Source organism: Bradyrhizobium sp. USDA 4501 (assembly GCF_054062115.1).
In genome coordinates this window covers 2,688,645-2,706,268 of record NZ_JBSSEX010000001.1, presented here as the reverse complement: position 1 = coordinate 2,706,268, position 17,624 = coordinate 2,688,645, and the positions used below count along the sequence as shown (strand labels likewise).

Genomic DNA, 17,624 nt, shown 5'->3' with positions numbered 1-17,624 from the left:
CACCTCCCCTTGAAAAGGGGGTCGCTTTGCTCGCCAGAGCAAAGCGGGTGGGATCTGCTCTCCCCGCATACAGCGTCGATTGCGGCTGACCCCCATCCCGACCTTCCCCTTTCAGGTGGAAGGAGAAGATCGAGCCATGCTTGAGCCGGGCTACTGCCGTCAAGCGCGTGCAGCGAGGACCGCGTCACACCCGTTAATCTTGATTGACGCGGCGCCGCCCCGCTAGTGACCTTTACCGCGGGCTCATGTAAAAGCCGTTCACATGAGCTGGCGCAAGGACCAAGGCCGCGCCGAGCGCGGCTATCATCACGGCAATCTCAAAGAGGCGTTGCTGCAGGCCGCCCTCGACCTGATCTCGAAGAAGGGGCCGGCCGGCTTCACCTTCGCCGATGCCGCGCGGATGGCCGGCGTCAGCCCGGCCGCGCCGTACCGCCACTTCCGCGACCGCGACGAGCTGATCGCCAGCATTGCGCAGCGCGGCTTCGAGCAGTTCGAATCGCTGCTGACCCAGGCCTGGGACGACGGCCGCCCCGACACCGTCACGGCGTTCGAGCGGGTCGGCAAGGCTTATCTCGCCTTTGCCCGCGAGGAGCCCGCGTTCTATTCCGCGATGTTCGAATCCGGCCTGCCGGTCGATTCCAATCCGACCTTGATGGCCGCAAGCGAGCGCGCCTTCGCGATCATCCGCGCCGCTGCCGAGCGGCTCGCGGCACTGGCGCCGCCCGGCATGCCGCGTCCGCCGGCGATGATGATGGCGCTGCACATCTGGGCGATGTCGCACGGTGTCGCCTCGCTGTTCGGCCGCGGCGATGCCGCGCGGCGCAAGCTGCCGATGTCGCCGGAGGATCTGCTCGAGGCCGAAGTGCTGATCTATCTGCGCGGCCTCGGCTTCCCGACCGACCGCCGGCCTGGAACCGCGGCCGCCGACGACAAACCGGCCGGCGAAAGGTCTGGTCCCTGGGGCAAGCCGAAATAAGGTTCAACGGCCAAGCCAAAAATAATCCGAGGGGTGCGTCACCCGCGCTGCTTGACTTTCCCAAGGGATCGGTTACCTATGTAAATGTTATTTACATTCACAACGGCGTGATGCCGTGATGGAGAAGGAAATGGCCTACACCGCTGATGTCAATCGCTGGCGCGGCCCCGTCGAAGAGCCCTACCGTCCCTACTTCTACGCGACGCCGTGGCATCCCCTGAAGATCGCCGGGATCATCCTCGGCTTCATGATCTGGTGGCCGATCGGCCTCGCCCTTCTCTTTTTCACACTCGGGAGCAGAAAGATGGCCTGTTGGAGTCACAACGACATGGATCGCTGGCAGAACAAGATGGAGCGGATGCAGGACAAGATGGAGCGGATGAAGAGCCGCATGGAGCGCCGCGGCTTCCCGTTCGGCGGCTTCGGTCCGCCCTCCAGCGGCAACCGTGCCTTCGACGAGTACCGCCAGGACACGCTGCGCCGTCTCGAGGAGGAGCAGGTCGAGTTCAAGAACTTCCTCGATCGCCTGCGCCACGCCAAGGACAAGGAAGAGTTCGACGCCTTCATGGCGCAGCACAAGACCCGTCCGACCCCGCCGACCGACCAGCCGCCGCAGAGCTGATCGCGCGAGGCAAGCGCTAGCCTTCAGGCGATGTGCCCCCATAGAACCTGATGGCCCTGAGCCGCCCGTTTGCGATGAGCAAGCGGGCGGTTTGCATTTTGGGATGGTGACGCCCACTCTATCGTTTGGGATCCGGACGATGAGGTGAAGACTATGGCGGGATCAGCGACAGTGACGGCCGGCGAGCTCTGGCTTGCGATCCGGCGCGAGGCGGAGGCGGCGATCGCTGCCGATCCGTTCCTCGAGGCGTCGGCCGCCTTCATTCTCGATCAGGGCGACCTCGGCGGGGCGCTCGCTTTTCTGATCGGCCGGCATATCAGCCGCGCGGAAGAGGATCGCGCACAGTTCGCGCGGACCGCCCGCGAAGCCTATGCGGCCGAGCCCGTGCTGGTCGATGCCGCGGCCACCGATCTCACGGCCATCGTGCGCCGTGATCCCGCGATCACGGGCTTCCTGCCGCCGCTGCTCAACTTCAAGGGCTTCGTCGCGCTGCAGGCCTGGCGGGTGTCGAACTGGCTGTGGCGCCAGGACCGCCCCGACCTTGCGCTCATGATGCAAAGCGCGACGGCGGACCAATTGCAGATCAGCATTCACCCGTCGGCCCGGATTGGAACGGCGGTTTTCCTCGATCACGGCACCGGCATCATCATCGGCGCGCTGGCCTCGGTCGGCGACGAGGTCACGATTTTGCAGAACGTCACCATCGCGCGGCATCAGGATGATCCGCGCCGCGCGCCGAAGATCGGCCACGGCGTGCTGCTCAGCGCCGGCGCCACGGTGATCGGACATCTCTCGATCGGCGATTTCGCCAGGATCGGCGCCGGCGCGCTGGTGACGACGGATGTGCCCGCCGGCTGCACCGCCATCGGCGTGCCCGCGCGGCTGACCAATTGCGCGGAGGCGGGCACGCTTTCGTGAGGTGAGCACCCCTCTCAGGCACCCTCTCCCCTTGTGGGAGAGGGTGGGGTGAGGGGTGGCCCCGGGCGAGACGGCGAGAGATAGGGCAATCGTTGATCAGCGTGCGCAGCGGGCGTCGCTAATCCTCATGGAGAGCGGAGCAAGCGGTACCCCTCTCCCCAACCCTCCCCCACAAGGGGGAAAGGAGTCCGACTAGCGCGCTCGCCTCACTGCGTGATGCGACGGGACCGTCGCCGCCTTACACATTCGACCCATGGATCGCGTCAATCACCGCATCGGTGACTTCCTTCGTCGTCGCCTTGCCGCCGACATCGGGCGTCAGTACGCCGGCCGCGCACACCTTCTCGACCGCGGCCATCAGGCGCGCCGCGGCGTCCTTCTCGCCGAGATGCTCCAGCATCTGTGCACCGGTCCAGAACGTCGCGACCGGGTTGGCGATGCCCTTGCCGGTGATGTCGAAGGCCGAGCCGTGGATCGGCTCGAACATCGAGGGATAGCGGCGCTGCGGGTCGATGTTGCCGGTCGGCGCGACGCCGAGGCTGCCGGCCAGCGCGCCGGCGAGGTCGGAGAGGATGTCGGCGTGCAGATTGGTCGCGACGATGGTGTCGAGGCTCTTCGGATTGAGCGTCATCCGCACCGTCATGGCGTCGACCAGCATCTTGTCCCAGGTGACGTCGGGGAAGTCCTTCGCCACCTCGGCCGCGATCTCGTCCCACATCACCATGCCGTGGCGCTGCGCGTTCGACTTGGTCACCACGGTGAGGAATTTGCGCGGCCGCGACTGCGCGAGCTGGAACGCATAGCGCATGATCCGCGTCACGCCGACCCGGGTGAAGACAGCGACTTCGGTGCCGACCTCTTCCGGCAGGCCCTTGTGTGCGCGGCCGCCCATGCCGGCATATTCGCCTTCGGAATTCTCGCGCACGATCACCCAGTCGAGATCGCCGACGCCGACATTGCGCAGCGGCGAGGCGACGCCGGGCAGGATCTTGGTCGGCCGCACATTGGCGTATTGGTCAAAGCCCTGGCAGATCGGCAGCCGCAGGCCCCACAGCGTGATGTGGTCGGGCACATCGGGTGCGCCGACCGCGCCGAAATAGATCGCGTCGAATTTCTTCAGCTCCGCGAGCCCGTCGGCCGGCATCATCACGCCGTGCTTCTTGTAATAGTCCGAGCCCCAGTCGAAGGTCTTGACGTTGAAGCTGATGTCGCCGCTGCGCTTCGCCAGAGCCTCCAGCACGCGGACGCCCGCGGAGATCACTTCGGGGCCGATGCCGTCGGCGGGGATGGCGGCGATGGAATGGGTACGCATGGGTTGTCTCCGGATGAGTGGTTAGCGGGTTCGCATGGGATTTGGTTGCGGTTCGGTTTGCGCCGGCGCGCTCTGCGCGCGCGACAGCAGCAGCGTGAGCACGGCCGAGAGCACCAGGAGGCCGGCGACGAAATAAAGACCGCCGTCGAAACTGCCGGTGCGTTCCTTGATCCAGCCGATCATCGCCGGCCCGACGAAGCCGCCGAGATTGCCGATCGAGTTGATGGTGGCGATCCCGGCCGCGGCGGCCGAGCCGGACAGGAACATGGTCGGCATGCTCCATAGCGGCGGCTTCGACGAGGAGATGCCGATATTGACCAGGGTCAGCGCCGCGATCACGGCGGCAAGGCCGGTCCACAGCCCGGCGAGCGCAAGTCCCGCCGCGGCCATCAGGCACGCCAGCACCACGTGCCAGGTGCGCTCGCCGGTGCGGTCGGAATGTCGCGCCCATAGCACCATTGCGATGACGGCAACCGTCGCCGGTACGGCGTTGAGGAAGCCGACCTGGATCGACGACAGGCCGAACGCCTTGATGATCTGCGGCGCCCACACCCCAAGTGTGTAGAGCCCGGCCGAGGTGCCGAAATAGACCAGAGCCAGCGCCAGCACCCGCGGGTCGGCGAGGCCGCGCCAGATGCTGTGGCTTGCGGTCGTGGCCTTGCCGTCGTTCTCGGCCTTCATGGTCTTGACCAGCCAGGCGCGCTCGTCGTCGGCCAGCCATCTGGCCTGCTCCGGCCGGTCGGTCAGGAAGCCCAGCACGACGAAGCCGAGCAGCACGGCGGGCACGGCCTCCAGCACGAACAGCCATTGCCAGCCCTTGAAGCCGAGCAGTCCGTCCATCTCCAGCAGCGCACCGGAGAGCGGCGAGCCGAGCACGGTCGACAGCGGCGCCGCCGCCATGAACAGCGCGGTGACGGCGGCGCGCTGCCGCGCCGGGAACCAGTAGGAGAGATAGAGGATGATGCCGGGGAAGAAGCCGGCTTCGGCGGCGCCGAGCAGGAAGCGCAGCACGGAGAAGCTAGTCGCGCCCTGCACCAGCGCCATCGCCGCCGAGACCAGGCCCCAGGTGATCATCACCCGCGCGATCCAGATGCGCGCGCCGATCTTGTGCAGGATGATGTTGGAGGGCACTTCGAACAGGAAGTAGCCCCAGAAGAAGATACCGGCGCCGAAGCCATAGACGGTCGGCGACAGGCCGATGTCCTTGTTCATGGTCAGCGAGGCGAAGCCGATATTGACGCGGTCGATGAACGCCACGAAGTACAGCAGCATGATGAACGGCACGATGCGCAGTGAGATCTTGCGCAATACGCGCGCGCCAAGCTGGCTTTCCATGGGCTTCTTCCCCCGGGTTCGTCTTGTTTGTTGGGACGGCGCCTGTCGCGCGCCATCGGAAAGCCTAGAAGCTCGCGCCCTTCCGCTTCAACCCACGCCGGTTTATACAAAAAAATGATATAATCGGACCCGGTCTCACTTGGCGTCGTGCCCGGCCTTGTGCGGGGCATCCACGTCTTGGCGGCAAAGAAAGACGTGGATGGCCGGGACAAGCCCGGCCATGACGAACGCGGGGCATAAGGAAGCGACGTCTTGGAACTGCACCAGCTTCGCTGCTTCGTCGCGGCTGCCGAGGAACTGCATTTCGGCCGCGCGGCGCAGCGCCTGCAGATGATGCCGTCGGCGCTGGGCCGCCACATCAAGCTGCTGGAAGAGGATCTCGGGGTGCGGCTGTTCGCGCGCACCACGCGCGCGGTGTCGCTGACCGAGGACGGCGCTGTGCTGCTGCGCGAGGGCCGCGCGCTGCTCGGCCGCGCTGAGTCGATCGAGAACGGCTTTCGCCGTCGGCTGCGCAAGCCGCAGGCGCGCCGCTTCCGGATCGGCGCGATCGACAGCGCGGCGGCCGGCCTGCTGCCGCCGCTGCTGCGCGACCTCCGCGCCGCCCATCCTGATGTTGCCGTGCAACTGCTCGAGGAGAAGACCATCCGCCTGCTGCCGAAGCTGCTGTCTGGCGCGCTCGACCTCGCCTTCGTGCGCCCGCCGGAGCGGCCCGACCGCCGCATCGAGTTTGTCCCGCTGTTGCAGGAGACCGCCGTGGTGGCGCTGTCGCACAAGCACGCGCTGGCGCGGCGCAAGCAGATCGTGCTGCCCGACATCGCGGATCAGCCCCTGATCGTGCCGGAACGCCGCTCGCGGCCGCACAGCCACGATCTGACGACAAAACTGTTCGACGAGGCCGGACTGACGCCGCGTATCCAGGAGATCGCCGACGAGAAGCAGACCATCGTCAACATGGTCGCAGCAAGGCTCGGCGTCGCCATCGTGCCGCGCTGGACCGCACGGATGGCGATATCAGGCGTCCGCTTTGTGCCGCTCCGCCTGACGCGCGGCAGCAGCGCCGGCCGCCTGCCGCTCGCCGCCGCCTGGCTGAAAGGCTCCCGCGATCCGGTCCGCGACCAGGTGATCGCGGTGCTTGAGGCAAGGTTGAAGAGTTACGCGCGCGAGGCGTGAACACGTCTCTCTCTCTCTCTTCATTCCGGGGCGTGCGAAGCGCGAGCTCGGAATCCATTCCACCACGCGTTTTGCGGATCGATGGATTCGGGACCTGTGTTGCAAAACGCGGAGCCTCTGTCTTCAACCAATGGAAGGATCATTCGATTTTTCAACCGTGTCGTCGCGAGGCGTGGAGCGCGGTAGTGCCTGTGCCCATTTCGGCGGCAGAAAGTTCCTCGATCAACTGAAACGCATGGCGCAGAAAGTTCCAACGATCCCGTTCTGCTTCGACCTAATGTGAATCGCGGCGCAATGCTCGCGAGAACCAAGGCAAGTCTGATGTCACGCTGTTGCATCGATGTTCCGCTTCAACGGATACGATTGCAGTGCGCCGCCACATAAGCGCCCTTTGTTACTTCTTGAATGCATGTCGAGTAACAACCGAAATCCCGAGCCGCATCATGGCGGCTTTGGACCAAGGGAAAGTGATGATGTGGACAGCCCGACACTGCTCGATCCGTCTGCTTGTTGTGCTTGCGACGGCAGTCTCCTCACTCCCAGCCATGGCTCAGGTGAGCAAGGGCAGTCCTTCCGCCGTGGCACCCGCAGCGCCCGCCGTACCAACTGCGGCACCGGCCTCGTCGAGCAAGGTCTCATTAGGTGCCATTCGGTGGGACAATTGGAGTCTCGACAGTCCCTATGGGCAGGTCCTGGCCGACCCTGGATTGCGCGCGCGCGCTCCGTATTACACAGAGCGTCTGCCGAACGGAAATCTCGGTTTTCCCGGAAACACCGAACGAGCACTGAATGCGGACGTGCATTACGCGAAGTCCGCAGGCTTGGATTATTTCATCTTCGGCTACTACCTGGAGAGTTCTTCCTGGGGACGCGATCCCAGTCGAGCCGTGGCGCTCAATCGGGCGTTGGGAAATTTTCTTCGGCTTCCAGACAAGCTCGGCATCAAATACGCGCTGAATTTCAACCTGTCATTCCCCCCTCGTGATGTGCCGATGGTGAGTGATGCAATCAGCAAAGCGGTAGCCGGGCCGGATTACATGCGGGCGAGCGACGGCTCGGCGCCTGTGTTCTTCCTGCTTGGTACGATGACCCCGTGGATAAAGGGGCTTGGGGGTGAAGAGGGTACAAAGGCGGCCCTGAAGGATATGAGGGATCGGGTCAAGGCCGCGACCGGCCGAGATCTCTACCTGGTTGCCTTGCTCTTCAACCTGTCCGAGACGGAGCCCGTTGCTCACAGGATAGGATTTGATGCGGCGAGTACATATGCGACCGCCCTTGGGTCGAATGGAAAATCCCTGCCGTACGCCAGTTGCGCGGCTCTCGCACAGAAAGCCTGGCAAGCCGAAGCCCAGAATGGTTCTGGAGGCTTCCTACCAACCGTGACGCTTGGCTGGGATTATCGACCGGCTTTGCGCGATCCTCAGGAACTGAAAACTCGCAAGCCGAATCCGGACTGGTGTCAACCTGCCACCGATGAGGAATGGACACGGCAAATCCGTGCTGCAATCAGTCAGGCGGCCAACAATCCGCGCAACGATCGCTTCAAGAGCGTTGTGATCTATGCCTGGAACGAGAGCTCCGAAGGCGGCTGGATTCAGCCGACGCTGTCTGAAGGCGTGCGGCGTCTCAAAGTGATCGCCAACGCGGCGGGCCGACGCCCGACACTTCCGCCGTTCAAGCTGGTGTGGCCGACGCGGATCGATCCGAAGGCGTGTGCCGTCGGTTCGTCATCGATCTCAACTACAACGGCTGGCGCCGGATGCAAATCGGCCAGTGATTCGATGACAACTGCGTGGCCATGTCCGCCAGGCATGCAGATTGCAGGCGAGGAATTGCGCCAAGCACCGTCCGAGGATGGAGAAAAAATACCGCTTATCTGGCAGGAGAGGCTCTGCACGCCACAGGGCAAACAACAGCGATCAGTTAATTGAGTCAATATCGACAGGGGGTTCCCAATGGATGAAGTCTGGAGTGATGAGAATACCTTCGTGATCAACAACATGAAGTTTGGCCTGATCAGGCAGAACTTCAATGATGCCAGGACGACGAAGGATTCCATCGCGATCATCAAGAACCGCGGGATGATTGATCGCTACAAAAGCCTCATTCGCGAGAACGGGGTTACCAATATCCTGGAATTCGGCATCTTCGAAGGTGGTTCGGCTTTGCTTCTTGCCGCGATCGAGGAACGTATCAAGTTCGTCGGGATCGATATCAGACCTGCGAGCCCAGCGGTGCTTGGCCTGATCCGCGACCACGGTCTGACGGACCGCGTCAAATTATACTACAATACGTCGCAAGGCGACACCGCGCGCGTCCAGACCATCATCAGGACGGAATTCCCCGGCCAGCGAATAGATATGATTATCGACGACGCCTCGCATCAATACGAGCTCTCGCGAGCAAGCTTCGAGGCGTCCTTCCATTATCTCAAGAGCGATGGTCTCTATCTGATCGAAGATTGGGCCTGGGCTCATTGGGAGGAGCCCTATCAGACGCAGCAATGGACCGATATGCCCGCCCTCACCAATCTGATCTTCGAGCTCGTCATGCTCTGTGGAAGCCGGCCCGATATCATTTCGGAAATGAGCGTTCAGAAGGCGATAGCCATTTTCCGCAAGGGCGAACAAGAGGTCGGAAACTTCAGCCTGTCAAAGCTCTACCGTCATCGCAACAGGTGGACCCCCGCACTGTGACGACGCGCCCGGCTCTTGCCGGAGAGCACACGAGCTCGATCGCTTCCCCCACAACGCGTTATGCCCGGCCTTGCGCCGGGCATAACGTCTTGGCTGCATAAAAAGCTGTTCGAGGCCGGGCTGACGCCGCTTATCCAGGAGATCGCCGACGAGAAGCAGACCATCGTCAACATGGTCGCAGCAAGGCTCGGCGTCGCCATCGTGCCGCGCTGGACCGCACGGATGGCGATATCAGGCGTCCGCTTTGTGCCGCTCCGCCTGACGCGCGGCAGCAGCGCCGGCCGCCTGCCGCTCGCCGCCGCCTGGCTGAAAGGCTCCCGCGATCCGGTCCGCGACCAGGTGATCGCGGTGCTTGAGGCAAGGTTGAAGAGTTACGCGCGCGAGGCGTGAGGCTGCCTCGTTGCGTGATGCCTCGACGGCCGATGAATGATTTTGGCCGGTTGACCTAGGTCAACACGACCTGCGCTGGCCGGGTGAGCGTGCCCGGCATGGCGAAGCGTCAGGACTGGGTCATGATCGCAGGGTGCGTCGCTACCGCTTTGGCGGTGGTGGCGCTCGTCGCCCTTTTCTCTGCCTGAGCTGTGTCGCCCCCGTAGTGTTACGGGGATGTCCAGCTAGGCCCCGGAGATAACTGGGTAATTCCCAAAGCTCGAACACCGCTGGCACAAACTGCACTGGCTTGCCGAGTTCCGCCCGGCATAGCTTCCCCTTCCAACGTAGGGCGGCGTTATGGGCAACCTACTTTACAGCGTGTTTGTCGTACTGATGGGGCTAAGCCCGGTCATCCTCGTGGCGATTGCCATGTTCATAAATTGAGGGCCGGAGCTGTGTCTTCCGGCGTGCCAACCACCAATCCATTCCGCTGGCGTGCTTAGTTACTAAATCCGCGATGCCTTAACTTGGTGAAAGGTTGACGTCAGCGCGGGCGTGTACGCTCGCGCCCATGAATTGGGACCTGCTGTATTTCCGCCTCTCGCTCGTCTGGATGGCGATCACCGCTGCCATGCTGGTCTATGTGCTGGTCGCATAGGGCTGCCTCTTCGCATAGGGCAGCCTCTCCGTCGCCGAAGGCGTTCCGCCGGTATTTTCCCCACGCCAATCGGTGATTTGCCGACGGACAACTCAGCAAAACGTGTCAAGTCCCCGCACGGAGCCCATGGGTGCGATCAACACCCGGCTTTCCCGCGCCCTCAGTTCAAGAGAGGGCGGATTGAAAAGTCAAAGCTCGGGCAATTCATATCGCGAGAGCGCAGAAGTTTGTCTTACTCGCGGCTCCACACACTCAGTGTCGTCCCGGCGAAAGCCGGGACCCATAACCACAAATGCCGATTGTTACGCACCGTTGGAATAACGGGTCCCGTCAACAACACCCGCCGCGGCGTATGGGTCCCGGCCTGCGCCGGGACGACGCGGAGAGAACTGCGCACGGGTCTGCCTTCGCTCCGGCGCAGGTAGCCAACGGTTCCCATCCAGGCAGGTTTCCGGCAAAGCTGTCGACCGGGACGTCACTCTGCCGGCGCGGCTCAAATCTCCTCGGTTTTGCGGGTCCGCCATGAGTTCCTCCTTTGTAGACTCGCGTTATGTTATAATATAACAGTCGTTCCATGGCGCATACGCACACCCACGAGGACCACCATCACGGCCACGCCCCCCACGGGCACAGCCACGCCCCGCACGCGCATCCGGCGCAGGCCGCGCACTGGTCGATCCTGCGCATGCCCGTGCCGGGCCGACTGCTCGCGGCGCTCGCGGTCAGTGCCTGCCTGTGGGCTGTCGTCTGGCTGGCGATGAGGTGAGACCGGTGGCTGCTCTTGTTACCTTCCGTGACGTCACGCTCGGTTATGACCGCCACCCGGCGGTGCATCATCTCAATGGCGCCGTCGAGGCCGGTGCGCTGCTCGCCGTGATCGGCCCGAACGGCGCCGGCAAGTCGACCCTGCTGCGCGGCATCGCCGGCGTGCTCAAGCCGCTCTCGGGCGTGATCGATCTCGACGGGCTGGATCATCGCGACATCGCCTATCTGCCGCAATCTGCCGACATCGACCGCAGCTTCCCGATCTCGGTGTTCGATTTCGTCGGCACCGGGCTGTGGCGCTCCACCGGCTTCTTCGGCGGCATCGGCAAGGCCGCGCGCGAGAAGATCTTGGCGGCGCTCGCCGCCGTCGGCCTCAACGGATTCGAGAACCGCCCGATCGGCACGCTGTCCGGCGGCCAGACCCAGCGCATGCTGTTCGCGCGCGTGCTGTTGCAGGATGCCCGGCTGATCGTGCTCGACGAGCCGTTCAACGCCATCGACGCCAAGACCACCGCCGACCTGCTGGCGCTGGTGAAGCGGTGGAACGGCGAGGGGCGCACCGTGCTGGCGGCGCTGCATGACCTCGACATGGTGCGCAACAATTTCCCGGAGACGCTGCTGCTGGCGCGCGGCCCGGTCGAATGGGGACCGACCGCCGAGGCGCTGACGGCGGACAATCTGATGGTCGCAATGCGGATGTGCGAGGCGTTCGACGATAGCGCCGCGGCCTGCGCCGCCGATCCACGCTCGCGGGCCGCCTGACGCCGATGCTATCCGACGCGCTGGTCACGCCCTTCACCGAATTCGAATTCATGCGCCGCGCGCTGGCGGCGGTGATCGCGCTGTCGCTCGGCGGTGCGCCGATCGGCGTTTTCCTGATGCTGCGGCGGATGAGCCTGGTCGGCGACGCCATGGCGCATGCGATCCTGCCGGGGGCGGCGATCGGCTTCCTGCTGTCCGGGCTCAACCTGTTCGCGATGACGACCGGCGGCCTGATCGCGGGCTTTGCCGTGGCGCTGCTCGCCGGCCTCGTCGCCCGCACCACCGAATTGAAGGAGGACGCCTCGCTTGCGACCTTCTATCTGGTCTCGCTCGCGCTCGGCGTCACCATCGTGTCCATCAAGGGCACCAATATCGACCTGCTGCACGTGCTGTTCGGCAACATCCTGGCGATGGACGACCAGACGCTGCTGGTGATCGCGTTCAACGCCACCCTCACGCTCCTGGTGCTCGCGGTGATCTATCGCCCGCTGGTGATCGAATGCGTCGATCCGGTGTTTTTGCGCACCGTGAGCCGGGCCGGCGCGCCGGCGCATCTCGCCTTCCTCGCGCTGGTCGTGGTCAACCTCGTCAACGGCTTCCACGCGCTCGGCACGCTGCTCGGCGTCGGACTGATGATCCTGCCCGCGGGCATTGCGCGGTTCTGGTCGCGCGACATCACCACCATGATCTGCATCGCGGTGGCGAGCGCGATGCTGTCGGGCTATGCCGGACTCGTGCTGTCGTACCAGACCCGGATTCCCTCAGGCCCCGCGATCATCCTGGTTGCGGCGGGGCTCTATATTGTGTCGCTGCTGTTCGGCAATGTCAGCGGCCTGGTGCGGCAGCTGTTTCCCGGCCGCCATCTCGAGGCGTGAGTACGATGCGGCGATTGTTCGGTTTGATTGGTCTGGCGCTGCTGCTGGCGAGTGGACCGGCGCGCGCCGCCGAACGCATCAATGTCGTCGCGAGCTTCTCGATCCTCGCCGACATGGTGCACAATGTCGGCGGCAATAATGTCGACGTGACGGCGCTGGTCGGGCCCGACGGCGACGCGCATGTCTACGCGCCGACGCCGGCGGATGCCAAGAAGGTCGCCGACGCCAAGCTCGTGGTGATTAATGGTCTCGGCTTCGAGGGCTGGATGCCGCGGCTGCTGCAGGCCTCGGGCAGCAAGGCACCGGTCGCGGTGGCGACCAAGGGGATCATGCCACGGAAGATGGGCGGCCATGACGATCCGCATACCTGGCAATCCGTGGCCAATGCGAAGATCTACGTCGTCAATATTCGCGACGGGCTGATCGCCGCGGCCCCCGACCAGACAGGCATCTTCAAGGCCAATGCCGACGCCTATCTGGCCAAGCTCGAGGCGCTCGACCGCGAGGTGCATGAGGCGGTGGCGAAAGTGCCGGAGGCGCGGCGCAAGGTGATCTCGACCCATGGCGCCTTCGGCTATTTCGCTGACGCCTACGGCGTCACGTTCTTCTCGCCGCTCAGCGTGTCCACGGATTCCGAGCCCAGCGCGCGCGATATCGCCGCCATCATCGCCCAGATCAAGGTTGCGAAAATTCCGGCAGTTTTTCTCGAAAATATCAGCGATCCCCGCCTGATCGAGCGGATCGCGGCCGAGACCGGCGCCCGGGTCGGCGGCACCCTGTATTCGGACGGTTTGACGGCCGAAAAGGGCGATGCACCCACTTACATTGATATGGTCAGGCACAATATAAAGGCCCTGACCAGCGCGCTCGCCGAGTAGGGCAGGGGCCTCCCTGCCGGGGTTGAGCGCGGACCAGCATGATCCGGAAAAGTGGGGTCCGGTTTTCCGATAAGATCATGTTCAAACAAAGAGTTCCTTCGGAGTTGTTATGGCTGAAGCTTCGCAAAAAATTCCTGTGACCGTGCTGACGGGCTATCTCGGCGCCGGCAAGACCACGCTGTTGAACCGCATCCTGTCGGAAAACCACGGCAAGAAATACGCCGTCATCGTCAACGAATTCGGCGAGATCGGCATCGACAACGACCTCATCATCGGCGCCGATGAGGAAGTGTTCGAGATGAACAATGGCTGCGTGTGCTGCACGGTGCGCGGCGACCTCGTCCGCATCATGGACGGCCTGATGAAGCGCAAGGGCAAGTTCGACGCCATCATCGTCGAGACCACCGGCCTTGCCGATCCGGCGCCGGTCGCGCAGACCTTCTTCGTCGACGAGGACGTGCAGAAGAACGCCCGGCTCGACGCGGTCGTGACCGTCGCCGATGCCAAATGGCTGAGCGACCGCCTCAAGGACGCGCCGGAAGCCAAGAACCAGATCGCGTTCGCCGACGTCATCGTGCTGAACAAGACCGACCTGGTCTCAAAGCCCGAACTCGCCGAGGTCGAAGCCCGCATCCGCGGCATCAATCCCTATGCCAAGCTGCACCGCACCGAGCGTTGCCAGGTCGGGCTGACCGACGTGCTGGAGCGCGGCGCGTTCGATCTCGACCGCATCCTGGAGATCGAGCCCGATTTCCTCGAGGCCGGCGACGATCACGACCATGATCACGATCACGATCATCATCACCATGACCATGATCACCACCACCATCATGATCACGACCATGGCCATGGCGGGTTGAAGCATTATCACGACGAGGACATGCAATCGCTGTCGCTGCGTTCCGAGAAGCCGCTCGACCCGACCAAGTTCATGCCCTGGCTGCAGCAGCTCGTCGCCACCGAGGGCCAGAAGATCCTGCGCTCGAAGGGCATCCTCGCTTTCACCGGCGATGACGACCGCTACGTGTTCCAGGGCGTCCACATGATGCTGGAGGGCGACCATCAGCGGAAATGGAAGGACGGCGAGAAGCGCGAGAGCCGCGTCGTGTTCATCGGTCGTGAACTGCCCGAGCAGGTGATCCGCGACGGCTTCGAGCAGTGCATCACCACGTGATGAAAGAGTTCGATCCGGGCGAGGCCCCTTCTTCCATCGTTTCGATCACCGACCGCGTCAAGCCGCTGCCGCTCGGCGCGGCGGTGAGCTCGGTACATTTCCTCGGCGACCGCGCGTTCTTCGTCGGCGCCGAGGAGGGTGTTGCGATCGCGACCGCCGAAGGCGAGATCACACGGACGCAGACGCATTTCGGCGCCATCCTGTGCGCCGCCTCCGACGGCAAGCGGCTCGTCACCGGCGGTGACGACGGCAAGCTGGTCGCGATCGACGCCAAGGGCGAGACCGCTGTCATTGCGACCGACGCCAAGCGGCGCTGGATCGACAACGTCGCCCTGCACAGCGACGGCACGCTGGCATGGTCGGCGGGCAAGACCGCGTTCGTGCGCAATCCCAAGGGCGAGGAGAAAACCTTCGAGGTACCGTCGACCGTCGGCGGGCTTGCTTTTGCGCCGAAGGGCCTGCGGCTTGCGATCGCGCATTACAACGGCGTGACCTTGTGGTTTCCCAACATGGCGGCCAATCCGGAGTTTCTGGAATGGGCCGGCTCGCATCTCGCCGTCATGTTCAGCCCGGACAACAAATTCCTCGTCACCGCGATGCACGAACCCGCGATGCATGGCTGGCGGCTCGCCGACAACCGGCATATGCGGATGAGCGGCTATCCCGGCCGGGTGCGCTCGATGTCATGGAGCGTCGGCGGCAAGGGGCTCGCGACCTCGGGCGCCGATACCGTGATCGTCTGGCCGTTCACCAGCAAGGACGGCCCGATGGGCAAGGAGCCGGCGATGCTGGCGCCGATGCCGGCGCGGGTCGCCGTGGTTGCCTGCCATCCGAAGAACGACATCATGGCGGTCGGCTATGCCGACGGCACTGTGCTGATGGTCCGGCTCGAGGACGGCGCCGAGATCCTGGTGCGCCGGAACGCCGGCACTGCGGTGTCGGCGCTCGGATGGAATGCCAAGGGCACGCTGCTCGCCTTCGGCACGGAAGATGGTGACGCGGGCATCGTGGAAATGTAAGAGATCGCGGCAGACGAAGCGTTTTCGAGCGAAGTGGGTACCGGTTCGCGTGAAGAAAACGCGTCAAAAGACGAAGCTCGCGCCGGGGCCGCAGCGTCATGCGATTTCTCACCACGTTCCAGCTCGCCGACTTCATCGACACGCTGGTCAGCCTGACCACGGCCTTTGTGTTCGGCACCCTGATCGGTGCCGAGCGGCAGTACCGGCAGCGCACCGCGGGTCTGCGCACCAATGTGCTGGTCGCGGTCGGCGCTGCCGCCTTCGTCGACCTCGCGATGCATCTGGCCGGCGCCGACGGCGCGGTGCGGGTGATCGCCTATGTGGTGTCGGGGATCGGCTTCCTCGGCGCCGGCGTCATCATGAAGCAGGGCATGGATGTGCGCGGCCTCAACACCGCGGCCACGCTGTGGGCCTCGGCCGCGGTCGGCTCCTGCGCTGGTGCCGACCTCGTGGCGCAGGCGGCGGCGCTGACCGTGTTCGTGATCGCCGGCAACACGCTGCTGCGTCCGCTGGTCAACGCCATCAACCGCATCCCGCTGAACGAGAAGGCCTCGGAGGCGACCTACTACTTCAAGCTCGCGGTCACTCCCGAGGCATTGCCCGACATGCGCGACCGCCTGGTCGAGAAGCTGGAGGCAGCGAACTACCCGGTTGCCGATGTCGACGTGGTCGAGGCCGGCGACGACTTCCTCGAGATCGTGGCGACGCTGGTCTCGACCGCGGTCGAGCCCAACGAGTTGAACGCCGTGGTGGTCGACCTGCAGCATCAGCCCGGCGTGCGGCACGCGACCTGGGAGGTCAGCACCACGGATTGAGCCGAGGTTCCCGCAGGCACCGCTTCGGAACCATGCCGTGGCGGGATCGTTGACCCCGTGGACAAGGCGCAGGTGAACGAGATGGCTGTGGATCGGACCAGGTTGCGAATCGACATGCTGATCGCCTCGACGCTGGTGGCAGCGGGCGTTGCGATCGCGGTGCTTTCGCTGCACGCGATCTATGCCGCTCCGCCGCAGGAGATCGCGCAGGCGACCCAGCCGCTGCAACCGACGCCGACGCCCGAGCCGCAGCAGACGGCGCCGCCGGCCGAGTCGAAGCCGGGCGGCGAGCGGCCGACCACGCCGGCGCCGCAGCCCGCGCGTCCCGACGATGAGGCACGGAAGGCCGGCGCCAAGCCGGTGCTGCCGCCCGCGCCCGCGGAGAAGACCGCGCCGCCGATCGAGAAAAAGTAAGCGCGCCGCGGCCCGCATTGTGACGCGGATTTGACGGACGCTGCCGATTATACGGTCTCGCCTCCGCCACCGGCACACTCCATAATCTGTCGTCTCGCCAACGACAGATGGGGCCTGCCATGAAGATCGAGGACGTCCGGCGCACCGCCTATTCGATGCCGCTCACCAACCCGTCGTTTCCGCCGGGGCCCTACCGGTTCTTCGACCGCGAATATTTCATCATCACCTACAAGACCGACCCGGAAGCGCTCGCCGCCGTGGTGCCGGAGCCGCTCGAGGTCGCCGAGCCGGTGGTGAAGTACGAGTTCATCCGCATGCCGGACTCGACCGGTTTCGGCGACTACACCGAGACCGGGCAGGTGATCCCGGTTCGCTTCAGGGGCGAGGAGGGCGCCTACACCCACGCGATGTATCTCGACGATGAAGGCCCGATCGCCGGCGGCCGCGAGCTGTGGGGATTTCCGAAGAAGCTGGCAAAGCCCAGGATCGAGGTCGAGAGCGACGTGCTGGTCGGCTCGCTGCATTACGGCTCGGTGCTCTGCGCCTCCGCCACCATGGGCTACAAGCATCGCAAGGTCGACCACGACACCGTCTTGAAGTCGATGACGGCGCCGAACTTCATTCTGAAGATCATCCCGCATGTCGACGGCAGCCCGCGGATCTGCGAGCTGGTGCGGTTTCATCTGGAAGACATCACGCTGAAGGAGGCCTGGACCGGCCCCGCCGCGCTCGGCCTGTTTCCGCACGCGCTATGCGATGTCGCCCGCCTGCCGGTGCGCGAGGTGGTCTCGGCGCTGCATTTCAAGGCAGACCTGACCCTCGGCCTCGGCTCGGTCGCGTTCGACTACATGGCGAGATGACGA

General features: G+C 64.4%; 18 protein-coding genes. 16 read left to right on the top strand and 2 right to left on the bottom strand.

What is annotated here, in order from left to right; all coding sequences use genetic code 11:
• The first annotated feature begins 262 nt into the window (after window positions 1-262).
• The 3 genes from ACVWZM_RS12205 to ACVWZM_RS12195 all read left to right on the top strand — a co-directional run bounded on the left by ACVWZM_RS12205 (window position 263) and on the right by ACVWZM_RS12195 (window position 2,516).
• On the top strand, window positions 263-976 hold the full coding sequence (locus tag ACVWZM_RS12205) for a TetR/AcrR family transcriptional regulator (RefSeq protein ID WP_050385230.1): 714 nt from the start codon (window positions 263-265) through the stop codon (window positions 974-976).
• A gap of 130 nt (window positions 977-1,106) precedes the next feature.
• Window positions 1,107-1,598: a DUF2852 domain-containing protein gene (locus ACVWZM_RS12200; protein WP_076827785.1), complete on the top strand. Its 492-nt coding sequence runs from the start codon at window positions 1,107-1,109 to the stop codon at window positions 1,596-1,598.
• A 153-nt stretch (window positions 1,599-1,751) separates the two neighbouring features.
• Window positions 1,752-2,516 carry a serine O-acetyltransferase gene (locus tag ACVWZM_RS12195; protein ID WP_057016225.1) on the top strand — a complete coding sequence of 255 codons (765 nt, stop codon included), beginning with the start codon at window positions 1,752-1,754 and terminating at the stop codon, window positions 2,514-2,516.
• A gap of 238 nt (window positions 2,517-2,754) precedes the next feature.
• On the opposite strand, the gene ACVWZM_RS12190 is transcribed toward ACVWZM_RS12195, so the two are convergent.
• Both ACVWZM_RS12190 and ACVWZM_RS12185 read right to left on the bottom strand, forming a co-directional pair.
• Window positions 2,755-3,828, bottom strand: a complete 1,074-nt coding sequence (locus ACVWZM_RS12190; RefSeq protein ID WP_168857859.1) for a tartrate dehydrogenase — start codon at window positions 3,826-3,828, stop codon at window positions 2,755-2,757.
• 21 nt (window positions 3,829-3,849) lie between these two features.
• Window positions 3,850-5,163: an MFS transporter gene (locus tag ACVWZM_RS12185; RefSeq protein WP_456853314.1), complete on the bottom strand. Its 1,314-nt coding sequence runs from the start codon at window positions 5,161-5,163 to the stop codon at window positions 3,850-3,852.
• 252 nt (window positions 5,164-5,415) lie between these two features.
• Here ACVWZM_RS12185 and ACVWZM_RS12180 point away from each other — a divergent pair, with 252 nt between their 5' ends.
• From ACVWZM_RS12180 to ACVWZM_RS12120, 13 genes are all read left to right on the top strand, one after another.
• Window positions 5,416-6,333: a LysR family transcriptional regulator gene (locus tag ACVWZM_RS12180; RefSeq protein WP_456853312.1), complete on the top strand. Its 918-nt coding sequence runs from the start codon at window positions 5,416-5,418 to the stop codon at window positions 6,331-6,333.
• A 443-nt stretch (window positions 6,334-6,776) separates the two neighbouring features.
• Window positions 6,777-8,264 carry a hypothetical protein gene (locus ACVWZM_RS12175; RefSeq protein WP_456853310.1) on the top strand — a complete coding sequence of 496 codons (1,488 nt, stop codon included), beginning with the start codon at window positions 6,777-6,779 and terminating at the stop codon, window positions 8,262-8,264.
• Window positions 8,265-8,288: 24 nt separating this feature from the next.
• Window positions 8,289-9,029, top strand: coding sequence for a class I SAM-dependent methyltransferase (locus ACVWZM_RS12170; protein ID WP_057016230.1), 741 nt, complete (start codon window positions 8,289-8,291; stop codon window positions 9,027-9,029).
• Window positions 9,030-9,089: 60 nt separating this feature from the next.
• On the top strand, window positions 9,090-9,419 hold the full coding sequence (locus tag ACVWZM_RS12165) for a LysR substrate-binding domain-containing protein (RefSeq protein ID WP_057016231.1): 330 nt from the start codon (window positions 9,090-9,092) through the stop codon (window positions 9,417-9,419).
• A 1,214-nt stretch (window positions 9,420-10,633) separates the two neighbouring features.
• On the top strand, window positions 10,634-10,825 hold the full coding sequence (locus ACVWZM_RS12160; protein ID WP_057016232.1) for a hypothetical protein: 192 nt from the start codon (window positions 10,634-10,636) through the stop codon (window positions 10,823-10,825).
• A gap of 5 nt (window positions 10,826-10,830) precedes the next feature.
• Entirely contained in the window at window positions 10,831-11,586 is a 756-nt protein-coding gene (locus tag ACVWZM_RS12155) for a metal ABC transporter ATP-binding protein (protein WP_028332852.1), read from the top strand.
• A gap of 5 nt (window positions 11,587-11,591) precedes the next feature.
• Window positions 11,592-12,461 (top strand): metal ABC transporter permease, encoded by an 870-nt coding sequence (locus tag ACVWZM_RS12150; protein WP_016842589.1) that lies wholly within the window; start codon window positions 11,592-11,594, stop codon window positions 12,459-12,461.
• A gap of 5 nt (window positions 12,462-12,466) precedes the next feature.
• Entirely contained in the window at window positions 12,467-13,339 is an 873-nt protein-coding gene (locus ACVWZM_RS12145; protein ID WP_456853308.1) for a metal ABC transporter substrate-binding protein, read from the top strand.
• Between the two features lie 109 nt (window positions 13,340-13,448).
• A complete protein-coding gene (locus tag ACVWZM_RS12140; protein WP_168857864.1) occupies window positions 13,449-14,513 on the top strand; it encodes a CobW family GTP-binding protein in 1,065 nt (354 codons plus the stop codon).
• A complete protein-coding gene (locus tag ACVWZM_RS12135) occupies window positions 14,513-15,532 on the top strand; it encodes a WD40 repeat domain-containing protein (RefSeq protein ID WP_057016236.1) in 1,020 nt (339 codons plus the stop codon). Before ACVWZM_RS12140 ends, ACVWZM_RS12135 begins: the two co-directional genes overlap by 1 nt.
• Window positions 15,533-15,630: 98 nt before the next feature.
• The gene (locus ACVWZM_RS12130) at window positions 15,631-16,347 is read left to right on the top strand and encodes an MgtC/SapB family protein (protein WP_038384367.1); all 717 of its coding nucleotides are present in this window, start codon (window positions 15,631-15,633) and stop codon (window positions 16,345-16,347) included.
• A gap of 81 nt (window positions 16,348-16,428) precedes the next feature.
• On the top strand, window positions 16,429-16,761 hold the full coding sequence (locus ACVWZM_RS12125) for a hypothetical protein (protein ID WP_168857865.1): 333 nt from the start codon (window positions 16,429-16,431) through the stop codon (window positions 16,759-16,761).
• 119 nt (window positions 16,762-16,880) lie between these two features.
• A complete protein-coding gene (locus ACVWZM_RS12120) occupies window positions 16,881-17,621 on the top strand; it encodes an acetoacetate decarboxylase (protein WP_076827705.1) in 741 nt (246 codons plus the stop codon).
• Window positions 17,622-17,624 lie beyond the last annotated feature (3 nt).